At 59.8% G+C, this 19,424-nt stretch carries 22 protein-coding genes, 1 tRNA gene, 1 rRNA gene and 1 pseudogene; 15 read left to right on the top strand and 10 right to left on the bottom strand.

Annotated elements, in window-relative coordinates; translation table 11 throughout:
- Positions 1 to 91: ribosomal RNA gene (gene rrf / locus ACW5W4_RS17250) — 5S ribosomal RNA — on the top strand; the annotation flags it as partial.
- Positions 92 to 197: 106 nt separating this feature from the next.
- Positions 198 to 273 (top strand) — tRNA-Thr (locus ACW5W4_RS17245).
- A 63-nt stretch (positions 274 to 336) separates the two neighbouring features.
- Here the strand turns inward: ACW5W4_RS17245 and ACW5W4_RS17240 are convergent.
- A complete protein-coding gene (locus ACW5W4_RS17240; protein WP_427263455.1) occupies positions 337 to 540 on the bottom strand; it encodes a hypothetical protein in 204 nt (67 codons plus the stop codon).
- 147 nt (positions 541 to 687) lie between these two features.
- Between ACW5W4_RS17240 and ACW5W4_RS17235 the strand changes: the two genes are divergently transcribed.
- The 10 genes from ACW5W4_RS17235 to hemB all read left to right on the top strand — a co-directional run bounded on the left by ACW5W4_RS17235 (position 688) and on the right by hemB (position 8,941).
- Positions 688 to 1,953 (top strand): cytosine deaminase, encoded by a 1,266-nt coding sequence (locus ACW5W4_RS17235; RefSeq protein WP_456690205.1) that lies wholly within the window; start codon positions 688 to 690, stop codon positions 1,951 to 1,953.
- A 75-nt stretch (positions 1,954 to 2,028) separates the two neighbouring features.
- Positions 2,029 to 2,406, top strand: a complete 378-nt coding sequence (gene crcB / locus ACW5W4_RS17230) for a fluoride efflux transporter CrcB (protein WP_408797915.1) — start codon at positions 2,029 to 2,031, stop codon at positions 2,404 to 2,406.
- A 65-nt stretch (positions 2,407 to 2,471) separates the two neighbouring features.
- On the top strand, positions 2,472 to 3,224 hold the full coding sequence (ubiE, locus tag ACW5W4_RS17225) for a bifunctional demethylmenaquinone methyltransferase/2-methoxy-6-polyprenyl-1,4-benzoquinol methylase UbiE (protein ID WP_427263453.1): 753 nt from the start codon (positions 2,472 to 2,474) through the stop codon (positions 3,222 to 3,224).
- A gap of 9 nt (positions 3,225 to 3,233) precedes the next feature.
- Positions 3,234 to 3,842 carry a ubiquinone biosynthesis accessory factor UbiJ gene (locus tag ACW5W4_RS17220; protein ID WP_456690204.1) on the top strand — a complete coding sequence of 203 codons (609 nt, stop codon included), beginning with the start codon at positions 3,234 to 3,236 and terminating at the stop codon, positions 3,840 to 3,842.
- Positions 3,842 to 5,482: a ubiquinone biosynthesis regulatory protein kinase UbiB gene (gene ubiB / locus ACW5W4_RS17215; protein WP_456690203.1), complete on the top strand. Its 1,641-nt coding sequence runs from the start codon at positions 3,842 to 3,844 to the stop codon at positions 5,480 to 5,482. Before ACW5W4_RS17220 ends, ubiB begins: the two co-directional genes overlap by 1 nt.
- Before the next feature lie 41 nt (positions 5,483 to 5,523).
- Complete coding sequence (gene tatA / locus ACW5W4_RS17210) at positions 5,524 to 5,769, top strand: Sec-independent protein translocase subunit TatA (protein ID WP_408797925.1); 246 nt, start codon at positions 5,524 to 5,526, stop codon at positions 5,767 to 5,769.
- 3 nt (positions 5,770 to 5,772) lie between these two features.
- Positions 5,773 to 6,249, top strand: coding sequence for a Sec-independent protein translocase protein TatB (tatB, locus tag ACW5W4_RS17205; protein ID WP_456690202.1), 477 nt, complete (start codon positions 5,773 to 5,775; stop codon positions 6,247 to 6,249).
- A complete protein-coding gene (gene tatC, locus ACW5W4_RS17200) occupies positions 6,246 to 6,995 on the top strand; it encodes a twin-arginine translocase subunit TatC (protein WP_427263449.1) in 750 nt (249 codons plus the stop codon). Before tatB ends, tatC begins: the two co-directional genes overlap by 4 nt.
- Positions 6,996 to 7,132: 137 nt before the next feature.
- Positions 7,133 to 7,918: a TatD family hydrolase gene (locus tag ACW5W4_RS17195; RefSeq protein ID WP_456690206.1), complete on the top strand. Its 786-nt coding sequence runs from the start codon at positions 7,133 to 7,135 to the stop codon at positions 7,916 to 7,918.
- Positions 7,919 to 7,921: 3 nt separating this feature from the next.
- On the top strand, positions 7,922 to 8,941 hold the full coding sequence (gene hemB, locus ACW5W4_RS17190; protein ID WP_427263448.1) for a porphobilinogen synthase: 1,020 nt from the start codon (positions 7,922 to 7,924) through the stop codon (positions 8,939 to 8,941).
- 547 nt (positions 8,942 to 9,488) lie between these two features.
- Here the strand turns inward: hemB and ACW5W4_RS17185 are convergent.
- The 5 genes from ACW5W4_RS17185 to glyQ all read right to left on the bottom strand — a co-directional run bounded on the left by ACW5W4_RS17185 (position 9,489) and on the right by glyQ (position 15,279).
- On the bottom strand, positions 9,489 to 10,439 hold the full coding sequence (locus ACW5W4_RS17185; RefSeq protein ID WP_456690201.1) for a transposase: 951 nt from the start codon (positions 10,437 to 10,439) through the stop codon (positions 9,489 to 9,491).
- Positions 10,440 to 10,771: 332 nt separating this feature from the next.
- Positions 10,772 to 11,224: a hypothetical protein gene (locus ACW5W4_RS17180; protein WP_456690200.1), complete on the bottom strand. Its 453-nt coding sequence runs from the start codon at positions 11,222 to 11,224 to the stop codon at positions 10,772 to 10,774.
- The gene (locus tag ACW5W4_RS17175; RefSeq protein WP_456690199.1) at positions 11,221 to 12,072 is read right to left on the bottom strand and encodes a hypothetical protein; all 852 of its coding nucleotides are present in this window, start codon (positions 12,070 to 12,072) and stop codon (positions 11,221 to 11,223) included. The genes ACW5W4_RS17180 and ACW5W4_RS17175 overlap by 4 nt, the downstream gene beginning before the upstream one ends.
- Positions 12,073 to 12,243: 171 nt before the next feature.
- A complete protein-coding gene (gene glyS, locus ACW5W4_RS17170; RefSeq protein ID WP_456690198.1) occupies positions 12,244 to 14,325 on the bottom strand; it encodes a glycine--tRNA ligase subunit beta in 2,082 nt (693 codons plus the stop codon).
- 9 nt (positions 14,326 to 14,334) lie between these two features.
- Complete coding sequence (glyQ, locus tag ACW5W4_RS17165) at positions 14,335 to 15,279, bottom strand: glycine--tRNA ligase subunit alpha (RefSeq protein ID WP_456690197.1); 945 nt, start codon at positions 15,277 to 15,279, stop codon at positions 14,335 to 14,337.
- Between the two features lie 221 nt (positions 15,280 to 15,500).
- On the opposite strand from glyQ, the gene ACW5W4_RS17160 reads away from it, so the two are divergent.
- Positions 15,501 to 16,079 (top strand): DNA-3-methyladenine glycosylase I, encoded by a 579-nt coding sequence (locus tag ACW5W4_RS17160; protein ID WP_456690196.1) that lies wholly within the window; start codon positions 15,501 to 15,503, stop codon positions 16,077 to 16,079.
- Positions 16,080 to 16,276: 197 nt separating this feature from the next.
- Positions 16,277 to 16,933 carry an OmpA family lipoprotein gene (locus ACW5W4_RS17155; RefSeq protein WP_427263382.1) on the top strand — a complete coding sequence of 219 codons (657 nt, stop codon included), beginning with the start codon at positions 16,277 to 16,279 and terminating at the stop codon, positions 16,931 to 16,933.
- Between the two features lie 83 nt (positions 16,934 to 17,016).
- Here ACW5W4_RS17155 and ACW5W4_RS17150 read toward each other — a convergent pair.
- From ACW5W4_RS17150 to tusA, 3 genes and pseudogenes are all read right to left on the bottom strand, one after another.
- Positions 17,017 to 17,106: pseudogene (locus tag ACW5W4_RS17150) on the bottom strand (endoribonuclease L-PSP); the annotation flags it as partial.
- Between the two features lie 28 nt (positions 17,107 to 17,134).
- Complete coding sequence (locus tag ACW5W4_RS17145) at positions 17,135 to 17,479, bottom strand: RidA family protein (protein WP_456690195.1); 345 nt, start codon at positions 17,477 to 17,479, stop codon at positions 17,135 to 17,137.
- A gap of 25 nt (positions 17,480 to 17,504) precedes the next feature.
- Complete coding sequence (tusA, locus tag ACW5W4_RS17140; RefSeq protein WP_111875052.1) at positions 17,505 to 17,750, bottom strand: sulfurtransferase TusA; 246 nt, start codon at positions 17,748 to 17,750, stop codon at positions 17,505 to 17,507.
- A gap of 171 nt (positions 17,751 to 17,921) precedes the next feature.
- On the opposite strand from tusA, the gene ACW5W4_RS17135 reads away from it, so the two are divergent.
- Complete coding sequence (locus ACW5W4_RS17135) at positions 17,922 to 18,113, top strand: hypothetical protein (RefSeq protein ID WP_111875051.1); 192 nt, start codon at positions 17,922 to 17,924, stop codon at positions 18,111 to 18,113.
- Positions 18,114 to 18,171: 58 nt separating this feature from the next.
- On the opposite strand, the gene ACW5W4_RS17130 is transcribed toward ACW5W4_RS17135, so the two are convergent.
- Positions 18,172 to 19,422, bottom strand: a complete 1,251-nt coding sequence (locus ACW5W4_RS17130) for an ABC transporter substrate-binding protein (protein WP_456690194.1) — start codon at positions 19,420 to 19,422, stop codon at positions 18,172 to 18,174.
- Between the last annotated feature and the right edge of the window lie 2 nt (positions 19,423 to 19,424).

Raw genomic sequence — 19,424 nt, 5'->3', positions numbered from 1 at the left:
CCACCTGATCCCATGCCGAACTCAGAAGTGAAACGCGGTAGCGCCGATGGTAGTGTGGCATTCGCCATGCGAGAGTAGGACACTGCCAGGCTTCAATTAAGCAATCACAGCGATGTGGTTGGTCGCGATACGACGTCAGGTCGTGTTGGACAGAAGATTTAGATAGCGCACACAGTGCGGTCTTTACCGGTTAGTGTGCTGATATGGCTCAGTTGGTAGAGCGCATCCTTGGTAAGGATGAGGTCCCCAGTTCGACTCTGGGTATCAGCACCATGAAGACGAAAGCCTCCCTGAAAAGGGAGGCTTTTTTGCATGTTCATTTTGATGACCGAGCCATCAATTCAGCGAGATCGCCCTGGCATCTAGATAGAATCTGGCCTCGCCGGAGGGCGTCCTGGTGACCATGGCCATCAACTTCTCTTCCTGTCGATATTCCCAACGCTGCTCTATGGTGTCGAGGGGCGGCTTGCGGACCCCCAGACCTTGCAGGTATTCGTTGAACAGGCCGATACTGCCAATCTCTATCATCTTCTCGTCCATCTTGTCCCTTCTGCTCCTTGATGATGTCTGTGTGTTTCATGTTAACAGTTCTCGAATGAATCACACCTAAAGGCTTCTCTCATCACTTGATCCAAGCTAACTTGTTGTCAAATAAAGTGGGCTGCAATCAAGAGTGGGAGAGTCGCAATGCTGATCACCAATGTGAGACTGGCAGGACAGGAGGGGAGGTGGCAGATCCACTGCCAGGATGGGTTCATCAGCAGCATAGCCCCGGCGGGCGGCGTCGGGCTGGATGGGCCTCAACTCGATGGTGAAGGGGGCTTGGCCATGACCCCCTTCATCGAACCTCACATCCATCTCGATACCACCCAGACCGCGGGTGAGCCAAGCTGGAACCTGTCTGGCACCCTGTTTGAGGGTATAGAGCGGTGGGCGGAGCGCAAGGCGCTGCTGACCCATGAGGATGTCACATCCCGGGCCAGGCAGACTCTCAAGTGGCAGATCGCCAACGGCATCCAGTTCGTGCGCAGCCATGTGGATGTCTCAGACCCTGGGCTGGTCGCCCTCAGAGCCATGCTGGAGCTGCGCGAAGAGATGAGACCCTGGGTCGAGCTGCAACTCGTGGCCTTCCCCCAGGAGGGGATCCTCTCTTACCCCAATGGCAAGGGGCTGATGGAAGAGGCGATGGCTCTCGGTGCCGACGTCGTGGGTGCCATCCCGCATTTCGAGTTCACCCGGGAGTACGGCGTAGAGAGCCTGCATTATGCGTTCGAGCTGGCCGAGCGCTATGGCGCCCTGATCGACGTGCATTGCGACGAGATCGACGACGAACAATCCCGTTTCATCGAGACCCTGGCCACCCTGGCCCTGGAGCGGGGCTGGGGTGACAGGGTGACCGCCAGCCATACCACCGCCATGCACTCCTACAACGGGGCTTATGCTTCTCGCCTGTTTCGTCTGCTCAAGATGGCGAACATCAACTTCGTCGCCAATCCCCTGGTGAACATCCATCTGCAGGGACGATTTGATACCTATCCCAAGCGTCGCGGCATCACCCGGGTCAAGGAGATGCTGGAGGCGAGCATCAACGTCTGCTTCGGCCACGACGACGTGTTCGATCCCTGGTATCCCATGGGGACAGGCAACATGTTGCAGGTGCTGCATATGGGGCTGCATGTCTGCCAGCTGATGGGTTACCCGCAGATCGATGACAGCCTGAAACTGATCACCAGCCACAGTGCCCGCACCCTGAATGTACAGGATCGCTATGGGCTGGAGGTGGGTAAACCGGCCAACCTGATCATACTGCCGGCCGAGAGCGGCTTCGATGCGGTGCGCCGTCAGGTGCCGGTACGCTACTCGATCCGCCATGGCAAGGTGATCGCCCAGACTCGCCCCGCCCGTACCGAGATTGTGCTGGAGCGGCCCGAATCGATCGATTTTCAGCGCTGAACCCGTCCTGACTTCCCCCTGTCATGGGCGGGGGAACTTCTGCATAATGTCGGCAGACACTCTTGGAGACTTGCCATGCAGACCTGGCTATATGTGGCCGCGGGAGGCGCCCTCGGGGCCTGCCTGCGCTTTGGGATAGGCGAACTGATGGCCCTGCTGCTGGGGCGCCACTTCCCCTACGGCACCCTCACCGTCAACCTTGTCGGCTCCTTCATCATGGGGATTGCCTTCGCCCTCATCAGCAATGGCCATGTGATGGAGCACCCCATGAAGCCGCTGCTGATGGTGGGTCTGCTGGGGGCCCTGACCACGTTTTCCTCCTTCGCCCTGGATACAGTGGTGCTGGCCCAGCATGGTGCCTGGTTCAAGGCGGTGCTCAACATGGGCCTGAATCTGTTCCTCTGCCTGCTGATGGTGGTGCTGGGCATGCAGTTGGTTGCCAGCCGGGTTTAAGGTGTCCGGACGCTGGCGGCTCTGGTAAACTGGCGGCCATTGTTTGTTCTATGGGTGTTTGAGGGATGTCGGAACCGACTACAACTACGCATTTTGGCTTTAAAACCGTTGCCGCCGACGAGAAGGAAACCTTGGTGGCCGGCGTCTTCCATTCGGTCGCAGCCAAGTACGATCTGATGAACGATCTGATGTCGTTCGGCATTCACCGCCTGTGGAAACGCTTCACCATCGACTGTTCCGGCGTGCGTCGTGGCCAGAAGGTACTGGATCTGGCGGGTGGTACCGGTGATCTCACCGCCAAGTTCTCCCGCATCGTCGGCGAGACGGGTCAGGTGGTGCTGGCGGACATCAACGACTCCATGCTCAAGGTGGGCCGCGACAAGCTGCGCAACCTGGGGGTGGCCAACAATGTCTCCTTCGTGCAAGCCAATGCCGAGGCCCTGCCTTTCCCGGACAATCACTTCGACGTCATCACCATCGGCTTTGGCCTGCGCAACGTCACCGACAAGCAGAAGGCCCTGGCCTCCATGTTCCGGGTGCTCAAGCCGGGTGGTCGCCTGCTGGTGCTGGAGTTCTCCAAACCCCAGAGCGAGGTGATCGCCAAGTTCTACGATCTCTACTCCTTCAAACTGCTGCCGAAAATGGGTGAAGTGGTCGCTAACGACAGCGAAAGCTACAAGTATCTGGCGGAATCCATCCGCATGCACCCGGATCAGGAAACCCTCAAGGGCATGATGCTGGAGGCGGGCTTCGATCAGGTGGATTACTACAACCTCACCCAGGGTGTGGTCGCCCTGCACCGCGGTTACAAGTTCTAAGGGCCGATTATGCCGATGGATGCCATGGTCACGGCGGTGATCGAAACCAGTTTCAATCAGCTGCTGCACCTCGACGGGCACAGCCATGAGCGACTGTTCAAACTCAGGGGCAAGGTGCTCAAGCTGGAGCTGCGGGAGCTCAAGCCGCTCTGGTTCCTATTCTCGGAGCGTCGCCTCGACGTGCTGGCCCAGTATGAAGGGGAGGCCGATGCCGTGCTCAGCCTCTCCCTCACCGCCCTCGGCCTGCTCAAGGATCCTTCCGCCCTGACCCGCTATATCCGCGAGGAGAAGCTGGATCTGCACGGCGATCCCCAGCTGGTGCAGGCGTTCAGTGCCCTGCTGGGGGAGCTCGACATCGACTGGGAGGAGCAGCTTTCCCGTTACACTGGGGACGTGCTGGCCCACAGCCTGTTTCGCGGTGCCCACAAGGCGCGGGAGGCGATCGGTCGCGAACTGTGCCGCAGCCAGCGCCAGCTGGCCGAATTCCTGACGGAAGAGGCGCGCCTCGCCCCAGGCCCGCTGGAAGTGGCGAGCTTCTGTGACGATGTGGAGGCCCTGAGCCAGCGCCTCAAGGCCACCGAGCTGCGCCTCGCCCGACTCGAACAACGGATCCCCTGATGACCCCCAAGGAGTTCAAACGCCTCTACCGCATCGTCGCCATCCTGCTCGAGCAGGGCATAGACGAGCTGGTACCGGCCAGATATCAGCCCTGGCCCGGTCGCCTGGCCCGCCGCAGCCTGTTCTGGCTCAAGGATCGCGCGCCGCAGCGCAGCCGCGGCATGCGCATCCGCCTCGCGTTCGAGACGCTCGGCCCCATCTTCATCAAGTTCGGACAGATGCTGTCGACCCGGCGGGATCTGCTGCCGCCGGACATTGCCGAAGAGCTGGCCCTGCTGCAAGACAGGGTGCCGCCCTTCTGTGGTCAGGCGGCCCGCCGCCAGATAGAGCAGAGCCTGGGATGCCCCATCGAGACCCTGTTTGACGACTTCGACGAGACGCCGCTGGCGTCCGCCTCCATCGCCCAGGTGCACACCGCCCGGCTGAGGGAGAACGGCCGCGAGATCGTCATCAAGGTGATCCGCCCGGACATAGAGCAGACCATAGAGGCGGATCTGCGGCTGATGACGGCCCTGGCCCGTCTGGTGGCGCGCTTCATCCCCTCCAGCGCCCGGCTGCGCCCGGTGGAGGTGGTGGAAGAGTATCGCAAGACCATACTCGATGAGCTGAACCTGATGCGCGAGGCCGCCAACGCCATCCAGCTGCGTCGCAACTTCACCGGCTCCAACGCCCTCTACGTGCCCGAGATCTACTCGGCACACTGTCGCGAGCAGGTGCTGGTGATGGAGCGTATCTACGGCATTCCCGTCTCCGACATCCAGGCTCTGGAAGCGAACGGCACCAACATGAAGCTGCTGGCCGAGCGGGGTGTCGAGGTCTTCTTCACCCAGGTGTTTCGCGACAGCTTCTTCCACGCCGACATGCATCCGGGCAACATCTTCGTGGCCCGGGAGCACCCGGAGGACCCGCTCTGGATCGGCATCGACTGCGGCATCGTCGGCACCCTGAACCGGGAAGACAAGCGCTACCTGGCCGAGAACTTCCTCGCCTTCTTCAACCGGGATTACCGCAAGGTGGCCGAGCTGCACGTGGAGTCGGGCTGGGTGCCTGCCGACACCCGGGTGGACGAGTTCGAGTTTGCCATCCGCACCGTGCTGGAGCCCATCTTCGAGAAGCCCCTGTCCGAGATCTCCTTCGGCCATGTGCTGCTCAACCTGTTCAACACGGCGCGCCGTTTCGACATGCAGGTGCAGCCTCAGCTGGTGCTGCTGCAAAAGACCCTGCTCTATGTCGAGGGGCTGGGGCGCCAGCTCTATCCCCAGCTCGACCTGTGGCAGACCGCCAAGCCCTTCCTGGAACACTGGATGGGCGAGCAGGTCGGCCCCAAGGCGGTATGGAATGCCATTCGCGACAAGGCCCCCTTCTGGGCCGAGAAGCTGCCCGAGCTGCCGGAACTGGTCTACGAGACCCTGCGTCAGGCCCGCAGCCAGCAGCGTCAATTCGATCATCTGTTTGTCCAATTCAGCCGTCATAATCGTCGCCAGGGGCAGGCTCGCTACCTCTTAGGGGTTGGAGCCAGCCTGCTGTTGGTGGGTGTATTCTTGCTGACCCAAAAACAACATATTGAGTGGGGACAAATCAGCCTCGCCGGCACTGGGTTATGCTGGCTGCTCGGTTGGCTCAAGGCCCGCTCACACTAATCACAATCCGCGCCCGCTGGCGCAATTTCGGAGAACGAATCATGGGTGGAATCAGTATTTGGCAGTTGTTGATCATCGCGGCCATAGTGGTGTTGCTGTTCGGAACCAAGAAACTGCGCGGCATCGGCGGCGATCTGGGTGCCGCGGTCAAGGGCTTCAAGAAGGCCATGTCCGACGAGCCCCAGGACAAACCGGCCGGCAAGGATGCGGACTTCGATCCCAAGCAGCTCAGCGAATCGACCAAGCAGGACGAGAGCGCCAAGCAGAAAGACAAAGATCAGGCCTAAGCCATGTTCGATATCGGTTTTTGGGAACTGGTGCTGGTCGGCATCGTCGGCCTGCTGGTGCTGGGCCCGGAGCGGTTGCCCGTGGCCATCCGCACCGTCAGCGGCTGGATCCGGGCGGTGCGCAGCACGGCCAATGCGGTCAAGTCCGAGCTGGCCCAGGAGCTCAAGCTGCAGGAGCTGCACAACGATCTCAAGAAGGCAGAGCAATTGCAGATGCAGAACCTGAGCCCGGAGTTGCAGGAGTCCATCGAGAAGCTGAAGGCGGCGGCTGACTCCGTCACTCACCCTTACGCCAAGGCATCGTCCCCGGACGCTCCGACCCATGAGCCTGACGTGGCCCCTGAGCCGGAGAACCGCATCCTGCCGGAGAGATCGCAACCCGTCAGCGCGCAGGGCGCCGAACGAGCCGAACGACATGAGCCCGTGGCCGAGCCCGCAGCGGCAGCCTCGCCGGATCGCAAAGGGGAGGTCAAGTCATGAGCCAGACCGAACAGCCGCTGATTGCCCACCTGGTGGAGCTGAGGACCCGGTTGCTCCATGCCCTCGGCGCCATCCTGCTGGTGTTTGTCTGCCTGGTCTATTTCTCGAACGATATCTACAAGTTCGTCTCGGCGCCCCTGATCAGCCAGCTGCCCGCCGGCACCAGCATGATAGCGACCGATGTGGCGACCCCCTTCCTCACGCCGATCAAGCTGACCATAGTGGTCGCCTTCTTCATCGCCATCCCCTATCTGCTCTATCAGGCCTGGGCCTTCATCGCCCCCGGGCTGTACAAGCATGAGCGGCGGCTCATCATGCCGCTGGTCTGCTCCAGCGCCCTGCTGTTCTATGCCGGCATGGCGTTCGCCTACTATGTGGTGTTCCCGCTGGTGTTCGGCTTCTTCACCAGCACGGCGCCGGTGGGGGTGACCATCGCCACCGACATCGCCAACTATCTGGACTTCGTGCTCACCCTCTTCTTCGCGTTCGGGGTGGCCTTCGAGATCCCGGTGGCGACCATACTGCTGTGCTGGACCGGCGTCACGACCCCGGACAGCCTCAAGGCCAAGCGCCCCTACGTGGTGGTGACCGTCTTCGTCATCGGCATGCTGCTGACCCCGCCGGATGTCTTCTCCCAGACCCTGCTCGCCATTCCCATGTGGATGCTGTTCGAGGTCGGTGTCTTCTTCGCGCGTTTCTATACCCGCAGGGAGCCGCTGGCGGAGGAAGAGAGTGAGGAGGGCTGAGGCCCTCTTTTTTTGGCCCCGTCATCCGCGCAGGGCGGGTGGGAGAGCCCGCCTGCGTGGTCGACCCTTTTCATGACCCGGCACGGGGAGTATGGTAGTGGCCCTTGCTGGCTTTCATCTGCACCTTTAGCGATCCCATGATAGACATAGGTCTCAACCTCACCAGCCCCCAATTTGCCGGGGAACAAGCCGAACTGGTGGCGCGCGCCCGCGCCGCCGGGTTGGACGCCCTGATCCTGACCGGTACCGACCTGGCCGGCAGCCACGACAGTGCCGCCCTGGCCGCCCGCTGGCCTGGCTACTGCTTCTCCACCGCCGGCGTGCATCCCCATGACGCCAAGTCGGTGGACGAACAGACCCTGGCCGCCTTGCGCGAGCTGGCAGCCCTGCCCCAGGTGGTGGCTATCGGCGAATGCGGTCTGGACTACAATCGCGACTTTTCGCCCCGCCCGGTGCAGGATGCCGTGTTCGACGCCCAGCTGGCCCTGGCGGCCGAGTTGGGGATGCCGGTCTTCCTCCATTGCCGCGACGCCCACGCCCGCTTCATCAAGATCCTGCGCCCCTGGCTCCCCAAGCTGCCGGGGGCCGTGTTGCACTGTTTCACCGGATCCGATGATGAGCTGGACGAGTGCCTGGCCCTGGGGCTGCACATAGGCGTGACCGGCTGGATCTGTGACGAGCGACGGGGTCAGCCGCTGCGCGAGCAGGTGGCGCGCATCCCGGCCGGTCGATTGATGATAGAGACGGATGCGCCCTATCTGGTGCCCCGGGATCTCAAGCCACGCCCCAAACGCAACGAACCCGCCTTCTTGCCGCACATCGCCCAAGTGGTGGCGGCCTGCCGCGCGGAAACGCCCGAGGCCCTGATGGCCCATACCCGGGCCACCTCCGCCGCTTTCTTCCAACTGCCAATCCAGGAGTGACTCATGGCCACAACTCTTCCGGGCGCCTTCCCGGGCCGCCGCCTGCGCCGGGCGCGTAAACAGGATTTCAGCCGCCGTCTGATGCGTGAGAACCTGCTCACGGTGGACGATCTCATCTATCCGGTATTCGTGCTGGAAGGGGAGGGCCAGCGGGAAGCCGTGGCCTCCATGCCGGGGGTGGACCGCCTCTCCATCGATCTGCTGCTGATCGAGGCCGCCGAGCTGGTCGCCTTGGGAGTGCCGGCCGTGGCCCTGTTCCCGGTGACGCCCGTCGATAAGAAGAGCCTGCTGGCCGAGGAGGCTTACAACCCGGATGCTCTGGCCCAGCGTGCCACTCGCGCCCTCAAGGCGGCTTTCCCCGAGCTGGGGGTCATCACGGACGTGGCGCTGGATCCCTTCACCACCCATGGCCAGGACGGCATCATAGATGACGAAGGCTATGTGATGAACGACATCACCACCGAGATCCTGGTCAAGCAGGCGCTCTCCCATGCCGAGGCGGGGGCCGACATGGTGGCACCCTCCGACATGATGGATGGCCGCATCGGCGCCATTCGGGTGGCACTGGAGGAGCATGGCTTCGTTCACACCCAGATCATGGCTTACTCCGCCAAGTACGCCTCCTGCTACTACGGCCCCTTCCGCGATGCGGTCGGCTCGGCCGCCAACCTCGGCAAGAGCAACAAGGCTACCTATCAGATGGATCCGGCCAACGGTGACGAGGCCCTGCACGAGGTGGCCCTGGACATCCAGGAGGGGGCCGACAGCGTCATGGTCAAACCCGGCATGCCTTACCTGGACGTGATCCGCCGGGTCAAGGATCAATTCGGCGTGCCCACTTACGCCTACCAGGTGAGCGGCGAGTACGCCATGCACATGGCCGCCATCCAGAACGGCTGGCTCAAGGAGCGGGAGACCATCATGGAGTCCCTGCTCTGCTTCAAGCGGGCCGGTGCCGACGGCATACTCACCTACTTCGCCAAACGGGTTGCCCAGTGGCTGAAGGAAGACGCCCGGCGCTGATGTCACCGTTTTGTTCGCTCACAATGCCGACCCCAGGGTCGGCATTGTTTGTTTTGGGACATCCTGTTTGTTTTGGGATGTTTGTTTTGGGACACCCACCTGTTTGGCCTTGTTTTTGTCTTGGAACATCCATTGTTTGTTTTGGGACATCCATCAAATAGGAAATGGCATTGGCTCATCCATGGGTCTGTCGATATCAAGGCAAGATCTACTGATGGCCAGTTGCGTAGGGCGGGTTGGTACCTGAGGTAGGGTTATTTGGGTCTCATTCGAGCATTCTGGCCGGGCGCCTGGCGCCTATGACGAAGTGTTTGTTTTGGGACACCCACCTGTTTGGTCTTGGTGTTTATCTTGGGACATCCATCAAATAGGATATGGCATTGGCACATCCATGGGTCTGTCGATATCAGGGCAAGATCTGCTGATGGCCAGTTGCGTAGGGCTGGTTGGTACCTGAGACTGGGTTATTTGGGTCTCATGCGAACATTCTGGTCAGGCGCCTGGCGCCTATGACGAAGTGAGCGGGGGTAAATGAGCGATGTGGCCGTTATATTCTGGGCTGGTAGCACCGGGTTTGGCCACAATGTTCAGCATATCGCTGGCAGTCGCTCTTGTTTCCTATGGCTCTGATACCCAGGCGTCGAAACAGGGCAACCTGTTTCAACCACCGTGATCCATCCAGTCCGAGTCGCTGCAAGATGGGGGCAAGGGTGTCTGGAATGTGTCCCCGTTTATCGGCTCTGATGGCTCTTCCAGTCCAATCAACCAGGGCAAGATAATCGGCAAAACCGTAGGGCAGTGCTTCTGACTCGCCCTTGGTTGAAAAAGGAAGCAGCCATGGGGAGGATGTCACCTCTTCTGTCGTCGTTTCTATCCGCCGTTGGATGCTGGTGTAGTCACTCTCCTCTGGGGTGTGAGCGATACCCGCGCGAACCGGGTTGAGGTCCACATAAGCCATGCAGGCCAGCAGTGCCGACTCGGTGAGCAGGGCCTGGCTTTTGAAGCGACCCTCCCAGAAGTGGCCCTTGCAGCCATCTTCCTGATTGGCCTGGCGGGCCAGTGACTCGTTCAGCAAGCGCACCAGCCAGCTGATGGAATAGAGGCGCTCCCGCCACTGGACGATCAGCTGGTGCACAACGTCCAGCTCGGGTGCTATCAGTTCCTCCCCCTGATACCAGCGCCGCACCAGCAAGGGCCACTGAAACAGGCGGGACCAGCGCTCTGCCACCTCCCGTTCACTCCACTCATGGGCCATGTTGGCCTGCACCTTGAGTACCAGATGATAGTGGTTGCTCATCACCGCATAGGCGCAGATGCCGATGGCAAAGACCTGCGACAGCTGACCCAGCTTGTCGGCAACCCATTGGCGCCTGTGCTCGTAGCTTTGGCCGGAGTGTTCATCCTGACCGCAGAGAAAGGCGCGCCGGACGCAGCGGCTGACCACATGGTAGTAAGGCGTATCGGCGAGGCTGATCTGGCGTGAACGGGCGATGGTCATGGCGGCTCTCCTCGGGTTTCACAGTTTAAGGAAAGTGGATGGGGACTGAGTTGTCAAAACTGGGATTAGGTGGGGGGGCTAGGTGGGTGTCCCAGTTTTTTCCTCGGTTGTCAAAGCTGGGGCTAGGTGGGTGTCCCAGCTTTGTTAGTCGCCGATTCAGATTTTTCGGGGGTGAACCGAGCCTGAAAAAGTGATGAGGGGGCCAGCTAGGTTACGCCCGGTCACGGCTCGACGCGACTGGCGTGATCCGGCTCGGCAGGACATGGAGGGGGGGGGGGTGTTGTCAACGGCTGGAACTAGGTGGGTGTCCCAGTTTTGCTAGTGCTTTATTTTTATTTCTCATTATTGAAGTTTACTATTATCAAAATGCCTTTGGCAGTATCATATAAAATAGATAATGAATATATAAAGCATGCTGTAATCGCTGAATTCAATAGTAGTTCGGCATTCTTAATCTCTTGCACGACTGGTGAGCTCGTTAAAATAAGTAGCGCAATTGAAAGTATTATTATAATGATTTGCTCTTTAACAGAGAGAAGCATCTGTGATTTTGTGGAAGAAAAACAATGTATTCCATCCCCGTTATTTTTATCCACAATGTCCATGACTTTGGTTAATACTATTCCCATAGTGGCAGCATTAATTGCCAGTAAAGCAACAAGAATAGTAACTAAGTTGTTTTCAAGAAACTTATGCAAAAAAGACGACTCGAGCCATAAATTTACAACCTCGATAGAAAAACCTATTCCGAGGGAGAAAAATGTGGTTTTCACTACAGTAGTCATTTTAGCAAGTCTTTCATTGCATTGACGATCATATTAGCCTCTCCGGTCATTTCTATATCACTCAACGCTATTTCTTTGACAGTTCTGGAAGTTTGAATACTTTTCTTTATTCCACCAACCTTTAAGGTTATATTTCCACCACCATCTCCAGTATAGTTTACCATACTTGCTAGAGTAGAATTATCTTTATCTAATCGAAGGGTTGAGTCTGGTTCAGACTCAATTTTTAGATTGTTTCTAGTTGAGTTTGTTGCTTTTGCAAAGGACTTTAGATCTTCAGATAAACATCCGGATATATTAGCCATGTTGGGGGTGATAAATTCAAACTCAACGGACTTTACTTTACCTCTATGAAGTTCTAAAAGATCCCAAAAATACTGTTTCTCAAACAGTGGTTCATAGATAACTCTTAGGTTTGAATGCGTTAGTTGAGGTGCAATTTTTTCTAATATTAATTCAACAACCTTTCGACAATTGTGGAAGGCAGTAGTTCTCTTTTGTACGGCAATTAATTGTCTTTCGGGGTGATTCCATAAGGCAACTAAAATTGATGGCCAGTTATCAATCCTCTCGTTTTTAAATTCCTTTGTTTCTCTGTTTATTATTTTGTTGTGAGCTATTTTGAAGAGGAAGAACTCTCCATCATCATATTGTTTTTTTACAACAGTATGATGTCTTTTATTAGAGAAATCATCTTGCGATAACAATGACTCTTTAAATATTGAATTTTTATTGGTAAGTAACTCTTCAATAGAACTGAAGTCAGTGAACATGTCACGCTGGAAAAACCTGTCAACAGGTAAAATTTGGTATCTAAAAAGCTCAAAACTATTGCTCTTGTTCGCCATTGCTATCCCTACATGGTGAGTCTCATAAGAGAATCAATATAAAGGAAGTGACGAGATAATTACAGCCTTGTCAGAGTTAGTTTCTGTGGATGTGAAGCTGATCTATCTAAATGATTTATAAAAAACGGCGCCTCGCGGCGCCGTTTTTACTATCACTCAACCCAACCAAGATCACTGCAGCAGGGAGATATCCGCCACTTGCAGGAACAGGTTGCGCAGGTTGTTCAGCAGCGCCAGACGGTTGGCCTTGAGGGCCTCGTCGTCGGCCATCACCATGACTTCGTTGAAGAAGGTGTCGACCGGCCCCTGCAGGGCGGCCAGACGGGTGAGGGCTGCCTGATAGTCACCGGAGGCGAACAGCGGCGCCAGTTCGGCTTGCAGTTCGGCAACCTGGGTGGCCAGCGCCTTCTCGGCGGCATCGACCAGCAGTTCCGGTTTGACGGCAGTCGGCAATTCGCCTTCGACCTTGGCCAGAATGTTGCTCACGCGCTTGTTGGCGGCGGCCAGTGCCAGTGCGGCATCCAGAGTGCGGAAGTGGCTGACGGCCTTGACCCGGCGATCGAAGTCGAGCGGACGGGTCGGGCGGCGGGCCAGTACGGCCAGCACCACGTCGGCACCGATGCCTTCGTCCTGATAGGCGGCGCGGAAGCGGCCCAGCATGAAGTCGACCACGTCGGTAACGACGGTGTTGTTGGTCAGCTTGCCTTCGTAGACGCGTACCGCTTCTTCCACCAGTTCAACCAGATCCAGATCCAGCTGCTTCTCGGTCATGATGCGCAGGGCACCGATGGCGGCGCGACGCAGGGCGAACGGGTCCTTGTCACCCTTGGGCAGCATGCCGATGCCGAAGATACCGGCCAGGGTGTCGAACTTGTCGGCCAGCGCGACGGCGCAGGCAACCAGACCGGACGGCAGGGCATCACCGGCAAAGCGCGGCATGTACTGCTCGTTCAGGGCCACGGCCACCGCTTCGTCTTCGCCGTCGTGACGGGCGTAGTGCATCCCCATGACACCCTGGGTGTCGGTGAACTCGCCGACCATGTTGGTCATGAGATCGCACTTGGAGAGCAAACCGGCACGCTTGGCCTGAGCCACGACGGCACTATCGCCACCACTGATACGCTCGGCGATAAAGCCGGCGACGGTCTCGATGCGCTCGACCTTGGCCTTGACGGTGCCCAGCTGTTGTTGGAACAGCACGGTTTCGAGGCGCTGCAGGCGGGAGGCCAGGGTCTGCTTGAGGTCGGTCTTGAAGAAGAACTCGGCGTCAGAGAGACGGGGGCGAACCACCTTCTCGTTGCCGCTGATGATCTGGCTCGGGTCTTTCGACTCTATGTTGGTGACGAAGATGAATTTGGGCAGCAGCTTGCCGTTCTGGTCGTAGACCGGGAAGTATTTCTGGTCACCCTTCATGGTGTGCACCAGCGCTTCAGCCGGCACGGCCAGGAACTTCTCTTCGAAGTTGGCGGTCAGCACCACGGGCCACTCGACCAGGGCGGTGACTTCTTCCAGCAGGGCGTCGTCCAGATCGGCAACGCCACCGAAGGCGGCAGCGGCCGCTTCGACGTCAGCCTCGATCTTGGCCTTGCGCGCCATAAAGTCGGCCACCACCATGCCGCGCTCCAGCAGGATCTGCGGGTACTGGTCGGCATTGTCGATTTGGAACTCGCTCTCGCCCATAAAGCGGTGACCGCGAATGGTGCGGGCGGAGTCGATACCCAGGATGTGGGCAGGCACGAGATCGCCGTCCAGCAGCAGGGTCACGGTGAACACCGGACGCACGAACTGGATGGTCTTGTCGCCCCAGCGCATCATCTTGGGGATGGGCAGCTTGGCCAGTGCAGCAGCGACCAGCTCGCCCAGCAGATCTTTGGCCGGACGGCCTTCGACCTTGGCGGTGTGGACCAGCCACTCACCCTTGTCGGTGACCAGACGCTCGGCCTGTTCAACTGTGATGCCGTTGCCACGGGCCCAGCCTTCGGCGGCCTTGGTCGGCTTACCATCGGCATCGAACGCCTGGGAGACGGCCGGGCCGCGTTTCTCGACGCTCTTGCTCGGCTGTTCGCCGGCCAGGTTGCTCACCTTCAGCGCCAGACGGCGCGGTGAGGCGAACCACTCGACGTCGCCGAAGGCCAGATCGGCCTTGGTCAGCTCGGCTTTGAAGTTATCGGCAAAGGCTTCGGCCAGGGAGCGAAGGGCCTTGGGTGGCAGCTCAGCTGTGCCGATCTCTACCAGAAATGTATGTTGTGCCATGTCCGTTCCTTAACCTTGCTTGTTCTCAGTGCGCTGACGCTCTTCGTCGCTGCGCTGGCACATCGGGAAGCCCAGCGCCTCGCGGGAGGCGTAGTAAGCCTCGGCCACGGCCTTGGTCAGGGTGCGAATGCGCAGTATGTAGCGCTGACGCTCGGTGACCGAGATGGCCTTGCGGGCATCCAGCAGGTTGAAGGAGTGCGCGGCCTTGAGGATGCGCTCGTAGGCGGGCAGGGGCAGCGGTTTTTCCAGCGCCAGCAGTTGCTGGGCTTCCTTCTCGTACTGCTCGAAGCAGTGGAACAGGAAGTCCACGTCGGCGTGTTCGAAGTTGTAGGTAGATTGCTCCACCTCGTTCTGGTGGAAGACGTCGCCGTAGGTGGTCTTGCCCAGCGGGCCATCGGACCAGACCAGGTCATAGACGCTGTCCACGCCCTGGATGTACATGGCCAGACGCTCGAGACCATAGGTGATCTCGCCGGTGACCGGCTTGCACTCGAGGCCGCCAACCTGCTGGAAGTAGGTGAACTGAGTCACTTCCATGCCGTTGAGCCACACTTCCCAGCCCAGACCCCAGGCACCCAGAGTCGGGTTTTCCCAGTTGTCTTCCACGAAGCGGATGTCGTGGATCTCGGGATCCATGCCCAGCTCCTTCAGGGAGCCGAGATAGAGTTCCTGAATGTTGTCGGGGGAAGGCTTGATGATCACCTGGAACTGGTAATAGTGCTGCAGGCGGTTCGGGTTCTCACCGTAGCGGCCATCGGTGGGACGGCGGGACGGTTGCACGTAAGCGCAGGCGATGGGCTCCGGGCCCAGGGCGCGCAGGCAGGTCATGGGGTGGGAGGTACCGGCACCCACTTCCATGTCCAGCGGCTGAATGATGGTACAGCCCTGGCGGGACCAATAGTCCTGCAGCTGCAGGATCAGGCCCTGAAAGGTTTTGACATCGAATTTTTGCATAGTGTTTTTCGCGCGAAGTGAAATCAGAGCAAGATTTGCTGAATGTGAACCGAAGGAGTATACCGTCTGGCATGGTCGGATAATAGGCGAAATTGTAGGGGATTCATGGGGCGGGGCTGCGCCGGGCCTGGTTGGCCCGGGATGAAAGCCCCGTCATGTCGCCGATGAAATCCCCTTGTCGGACAGAGAGTCGGACAGAGAAAAATAACAGGAGACGAAGAATGGAACTGCGCTGCGCCTGGGTGACTAGGGACCCGGAATATATCGAATACCATGACAAGCAGTGGGGGCGGCCGGTGCGCGACCCGCGCGAGTTGTTTGCCAAGCTCTGCCTCGATGGCCAGCAGGCGGGGCTCTCCTGGATCACAATTCTCAAGCGCACCGACAGCTACTACCGCGCCTATGCCGACTTCGATCCCACCCTCATCGTCCGGTTCGACGAGCAGGATGTGGAGCGGCTGATGCAGGACAAAGGCATCATCCGCAACCGCCTCAAGGTGCAGTCGATCATCAAAAACGCTCGCGCCTATCTGGCGCTGGAGGCGCAGGGGATCGACTTCGCGGACTATCTGTGGGGCTTCGTCGGCGGCGTCCCCATGGTCAATCGGCGGCAGGGCAACGGCGATATCCCGGCCACCTCGCCAGAGTCTGACGCCATGGCCAAGGCCCTCAAGAAGCAGGGCTTCACCTTCGTCGGCAGCACCATCTGCTACGCCTTCATGCAGGCGGTGGGGATGGTGAACGATCATCTGGTCAGCTGCCCCTGTCATGCCGCCTGCCAGCAAGGGACTGCGAAGTGACAAACCGGATACGAATGACAGAGGGGGGGCGAGTGCCTCCCTCTGTCATTGTCAGCTCAGGCCTGCGTGCAATGCGCTGATACCGGAGTAACGGAGGCTTCTGCCCCTCTTCGCAATGCGCACGTCACACCTTGGCGTCCCCCTGGGTTAGAATGCGCAGCCATCGGCTAGAGTCGTTCTTTTTCAGAGGTTTTTTCATGCATTTCAAGAAACTGGTTCCTGCACTTGCCCTGACCGTCGCCATCACTGGCTGTACTACCAACCCCTACACGGGCGAGCAGCAGACCGGCAAGTCTGCCTGGGGTGCCCTGGCCGGCGCCGCTACTGGTGCCGCCGTGGGGGCGCTCTCCTCCAGCAAGGGTGATCGCAAGAAGGGGATCCTGACCGGCGTGGCCGCCGGTGCGGCCCTGGGTGGCGGTATCGGTTACTACATGGACGTGCAGGAAGCCAAGCTGCGCGAGAAGCTGCAGGGCACAGGCGTCAGCGTGACCCGCAGCGGCGACCAGCTGATCCTCAACATGCCGAACAACGTCACCTTCGACAGCTCCAGCGCCCAGCTCAAAGCCGCCGGTGCCAACACCCTGTCCGGCGTGGCCATGGTGGTTGCCGAGTTCGACAAGACCCGCCTGAACGTGGTTGGTCACACCGACAGCACCGGCTCCCGCGAGCTGAACATGAAGCTCTCCGCCCAGCGTGCCGACGCCGTCGCCGCCCAGCTGATCGGTCAGGGCGTGACCGGCAGCCGCATCGCCACCAGCGGCGTGGGCCCGGATCAGCCGGTCGCCACCAACAGCACAGCAGAGGGCAAGGCCCAGAACCGTCGGGTGACCATCACCCTGACCCCGACCGCCTAAGTTGTCCCTGTTTCGGTAACGAAAAGGAAAAGGCCCCGCCAGCGATGGCGGGGCCTTTTGTTATCTCAGGCTGGGCGGGCGGCTTAGACGGCGGCAGTCAGCTGCACTTCCACTTTGTAGCCTTCGTGGGCGAGGCGGGCCTGCACGCAGGCTCTCACCGGAGCTGTATCGGCGTCAGGGGAGCCAGGCATCCCGCTCGGCTTAGACGGCGGCGGTCAGCTGCACTTCTACCCTGTAGCCTTCGTGGGCGAGGCGGGCCTGCACGCAGGCGCGAACGGGGGCGGTGCCCGCCGGGATCCAGGCATCCCACTGCTCGTTGAAGGCCGCGATGTCCTCAATGTCCTTGAGATAGATGTTGGCCATCAGGATCTTGTCGACCCCGGAGCCGTTGGCCTCCAGCAGCCGCTGCAGGCTGGTCAGCACTTCGCGGGTCTGCTGGTGGATGTCGGCGGTCTCGCTGGCGGGGACTTCCACCACATAGAGGGTGCCGTTGTGGATGACAACATCGGACCAACGGGCCGTGGTGCCGATTCGGGTAATCGTCATGGTGCGCTCCTGGGGAGAGGGGGGCTCATTGACCCTTGCGGATCAGGTAGCGGTAAGGGGCCTGCTCTGTCTCGCTGGCGATCAGGGTGTGATCCATGAAGCGGCAGAAGCTGGGAATGTCGCGGGTGGTGGAAGGATCATCGGCACTGACCAGCAGGGTCTCCCCTTGGGCCATGGTCCGAACGCGCTTGCGCACCATCATCACGGGTTCCGGGCAACGGAGCCCGATTGCATCCAGTTCATGGTTTGCGTCGCAGAATAAATCACTCATCTCTAATCAACCTTCAACCTAATTCGCTGCCAATGATACCCAAGGCTAAAAAATAATCAAACCAGAGGGGCCAATGTCAGCCGATGATACCAAAGTTGGCCCCGGCTCTATGCTGTCGTGGCCTGACGAGTAATATAAAAAATGAAGCATATTCAACAAGGAGGTATGAATATGATCCAGTCACAAGGCAGATTGCAGGCCTATGCGGCCATGGGGTTTCTGGCGTTTTCCATGATAGTGCTGGGCAGCCCGATCGGAAACACCGGCACCTGGTTTGGTGCCATGGTGATGATTGGGCTGGGGCTCTGGATTGAGCTGAGCGACTACTACGAGGATGACGAGGACGAGAACGACCCCTCCTGAGCTCGTCCCCCCAAAGCGACACAGGCGGATCCCCAACCGCCTCGGTCGTCTTCGCCGGTCAGCGGGCCGAGCGAATGGCCCGCGCCAGATGGTGGGCCGTCAGCTCGGGGCTGGCCCGGCCATCGTTGAAGAAGTTGCCGAGCACATCCATGATGGCCTGACGGGTATTGGTCGGGGTGGCCATCCCCTCCGCCATGCTGGGCAGCAGGGTGCCGCTCTGCTCCGCCGCCTTGAAATCCTGGTATGACTTGATGGCGCAGCGATCGAAGCGCTTCATGTCAGGCTCGACGAGTGCCGGAATAGACCCCTTGACCCGGTTGAAGGCCTGCTGGAAGTGCGGCGTCATCAGCAGCCTGGCCAGCTCGCCCTGAGCCTGCAACTGGGCCGGATCCCGCTGCTTGAACATGGCGATGGAGTCCAGGTTGTAGCTGAACAGGCCTTGGCTGCCCGGGCTCGGCAGGCAGTCGACATCCTCGCCTGGGCGGTAGTTGCCGGCGCTCAGCTCCCCCTTCACCCAGTCCCCCATCACCTGCATGGCGGCCTCGCCCGTCTCCAGCTGGTTGGTGGCCTGGTGCCACTTCAGGCCGACGAAACTCTTGGGCACGTAGGCGCGCAGCTGGTGGAAGCGCGACAGCACCCGCACCATGTCCGGGCCGGTCAGGGTCGCCTCATCCTGATCGAGAAAGGCCTTGCGATAGAAGTCGACGCCGCCTTCCCCCAGAGCCACCGCCTCGAACAGCACCGTCAGCTGCCACCCCTCGTTGCCGATGGCGAGCGGGGTCACCCCTTGCGCCTTGAGCTGCTCGGCCACCGCCACGAACTGGTTCCAGTCGGTGGGAGGGGTCAGCTCGAGGCGTGCGAACACCTTGCGGTTGAGCCAGAGCCAGTTGACCCTGTGGATGCCAGTGGGCACCGCCATCAGGGCGCCGTTCTGGCTGAGGGTGTCCCGCACCATGGGGGGCAGTCTGGCGTACCAGCCCAGGTGCTCCGCCATGGGGCTGAGGTCGCGCAGGAAGCCGAGTCCGGCCCACTCCTTGAGCTCATAGCCCTTGAGGTGGGCGGCTTCCGGCGGGTTGGCCGCCAGCGCCCGGCTTTTGAGCACCGTCATGGCGCTCTTGCCGCCGCCGCCCTGGATGGCGAAGTCGTTCCATTGATTGCCAAGGGCCGCCCACTCGGATTTGAGCTCGGCCACCGCCTTGGCCTCGCCACCGGAGGTCCACCAGTGCAGCACCTCGACCTGGGAGGCGGCGACGGGTTGTGACGACAAGGCGATGACGGTGACAGTGACAGAGAGAGACAACCACTTCATAG

The organism is Aeromonas crassostreae, from assembly GCF_054052445.1.
Note: the sequence above shows the minus strand (reverse complement) of the source record. Positions and strands in the feature narration are given on the sequence as shown.

Bases quoted from the DNA above. Each gene is read 5' to 3' on its own strand.
- ACW5W4_RS17240 (WP_427263455.1), bottom strand. From the start codon at position 540: ATGGACGAGAAGATGATAGAGATTGGCAGTATCGGCCTGTTCAACGAA.
- ubiE (WP_427263453.1), top strand. From the start codon at position 2,472: ATGTCGGAACCGACTACAACTACGCATTTTGGCTTTAAAACCGTTGCC.
- ACW5W4_RS17155 (WP_427263382.1), top strand. From the start codon at position 16,277: ATGCATTTCAAGAAACTGGTTCCTGCACTTGCCCTGACCGTCGCCATC.
- crcB (WP_408797915.1), top strand. From the start codon at position 2,029: ATGCAGACCTGGCTATATGTGGCCGCGGGAGGCGCCCTCGGGGCCTGC.
- ACW5W4_RS17235 (WP_456690205.1), top strand. From the start codon at position 688: ATGCTGATCACCAATGTGAGACTGGCAGGACAGGAGGGGAGGTGGCAG.
- tatA (WP_408797925.1), top strand. From the start codon at position 5,524: ATGGGTGGAATCAGTATTTGGCAGTTGTTGATCATCGCGGCCATAGTG.
- hemB (WP_427263448.1), top strand. From the start codon at position 7,922: ATGGCCACAACTCTTCCGGGCGCCTTCCCGGGCCGCCGCCTGCGCCGG.
- ACW5W4_RS17175 (WP_456690199.1), bottom strand. From the start codon at position 12,072: ATGGCGAACAAGAGCAATAGTTTTGAGCTTTTTAGATACCAAATTTTA.
- ACW5W4_RS17130 (WP_456690194.1), bottom strand. From the start codon at position 19,422: ATGAAGTGGTTGTCTCTCTCTGTCACTGTCACCGTCATCGCCTTGTCG.
- ubiB (WP_456690203.1), top strand. From the start codon at position 3,842: ATGACCCCCAAGGAGTTCAAACGCCTCTACCGCATCGTCGCCATCCTG.
- glyQ (WP_456690197.1), bottom strand. From the start codon at position 15,279: ATGCAAAAATTCGATGTCAAAACCTTTCAGGGCCTGATCCTGCAGCTG.
- tusA (WP_111875052.1), bottom strand. From the start codon at position 17,750: ATGAGTGATTTATTCTGCGACGCAAACCATGAACTGGATGCAATCGGG.
- ACW5W4_RS17180 (WP_456690200.1), bottom strand. From the start codon at position 11,224: ATGACTACTGTAGTGAAAACCACATTTTTCTCCCTCGGAATAGGTTTT.
- ACW5W4_RS17195 (WP_456690206.1), top strand. From the start codon at position 7,133: ATGATAGACATAGGTCTCAACCTCACCAGCCCCCAATTTGCCGGGGAA.
- ACW5W4_RS17185 (WP_456690201.1), bottom strand. From the start codon at position 10,439: ATGACCATCGCCCGTTCACGCCAGATCAGCCTCGCCGATACGCCTTAC.
- glyS (WP_456690198.1), bottom strand. From the start codon at position 14,325: ATGGCACAACATACATTTCTGGTAGAGATCGGCACAGCTGAGCTGCCA.
- ACW5W4_RS17145 (WP_456690195.1), bottom strand. From the start codon at position 17,479: ATGACGATTACCCGAATCGGCACCACGGCCCGTTGGTCCGATGTTGTC.
- ACW5W4_RS17135 (WP_111875051.1), top strand. From the start codon at position 17,922: ATGATCCAGTCACAAGGCAGATTGCAGGCCTATGCGGCCATGGGGTTT.
- tatB (WP_456690202.1), top strand. From the start codon at position 5,773: ATGTTCGATATCGGTTTTTGGGAACTGGTGCTGGTCGGCATCGTCGGC.
- tatC (WP_427263449.1), top strand. From the start codon at position 6,246: ATGAGCCAGACCGAACAGCCGCTGATTGCCCACCTGGTGGAGCTGAGG.
- ACW5W4_RS17220 (WP_456690204.1), top strand. From the start codon at position 3,234: ATGCCGATGGATGCCATGGTCACGGCGGTGATCGAAACCAGTTTCAAT.
- ACW5W4_RS17160 (WP_456690196.1), top strand. From the start codon at position 15,501: ATGGAACTGCGCTGCGCCTGGGTGACTAGGGACCCGGAATATATCGAA.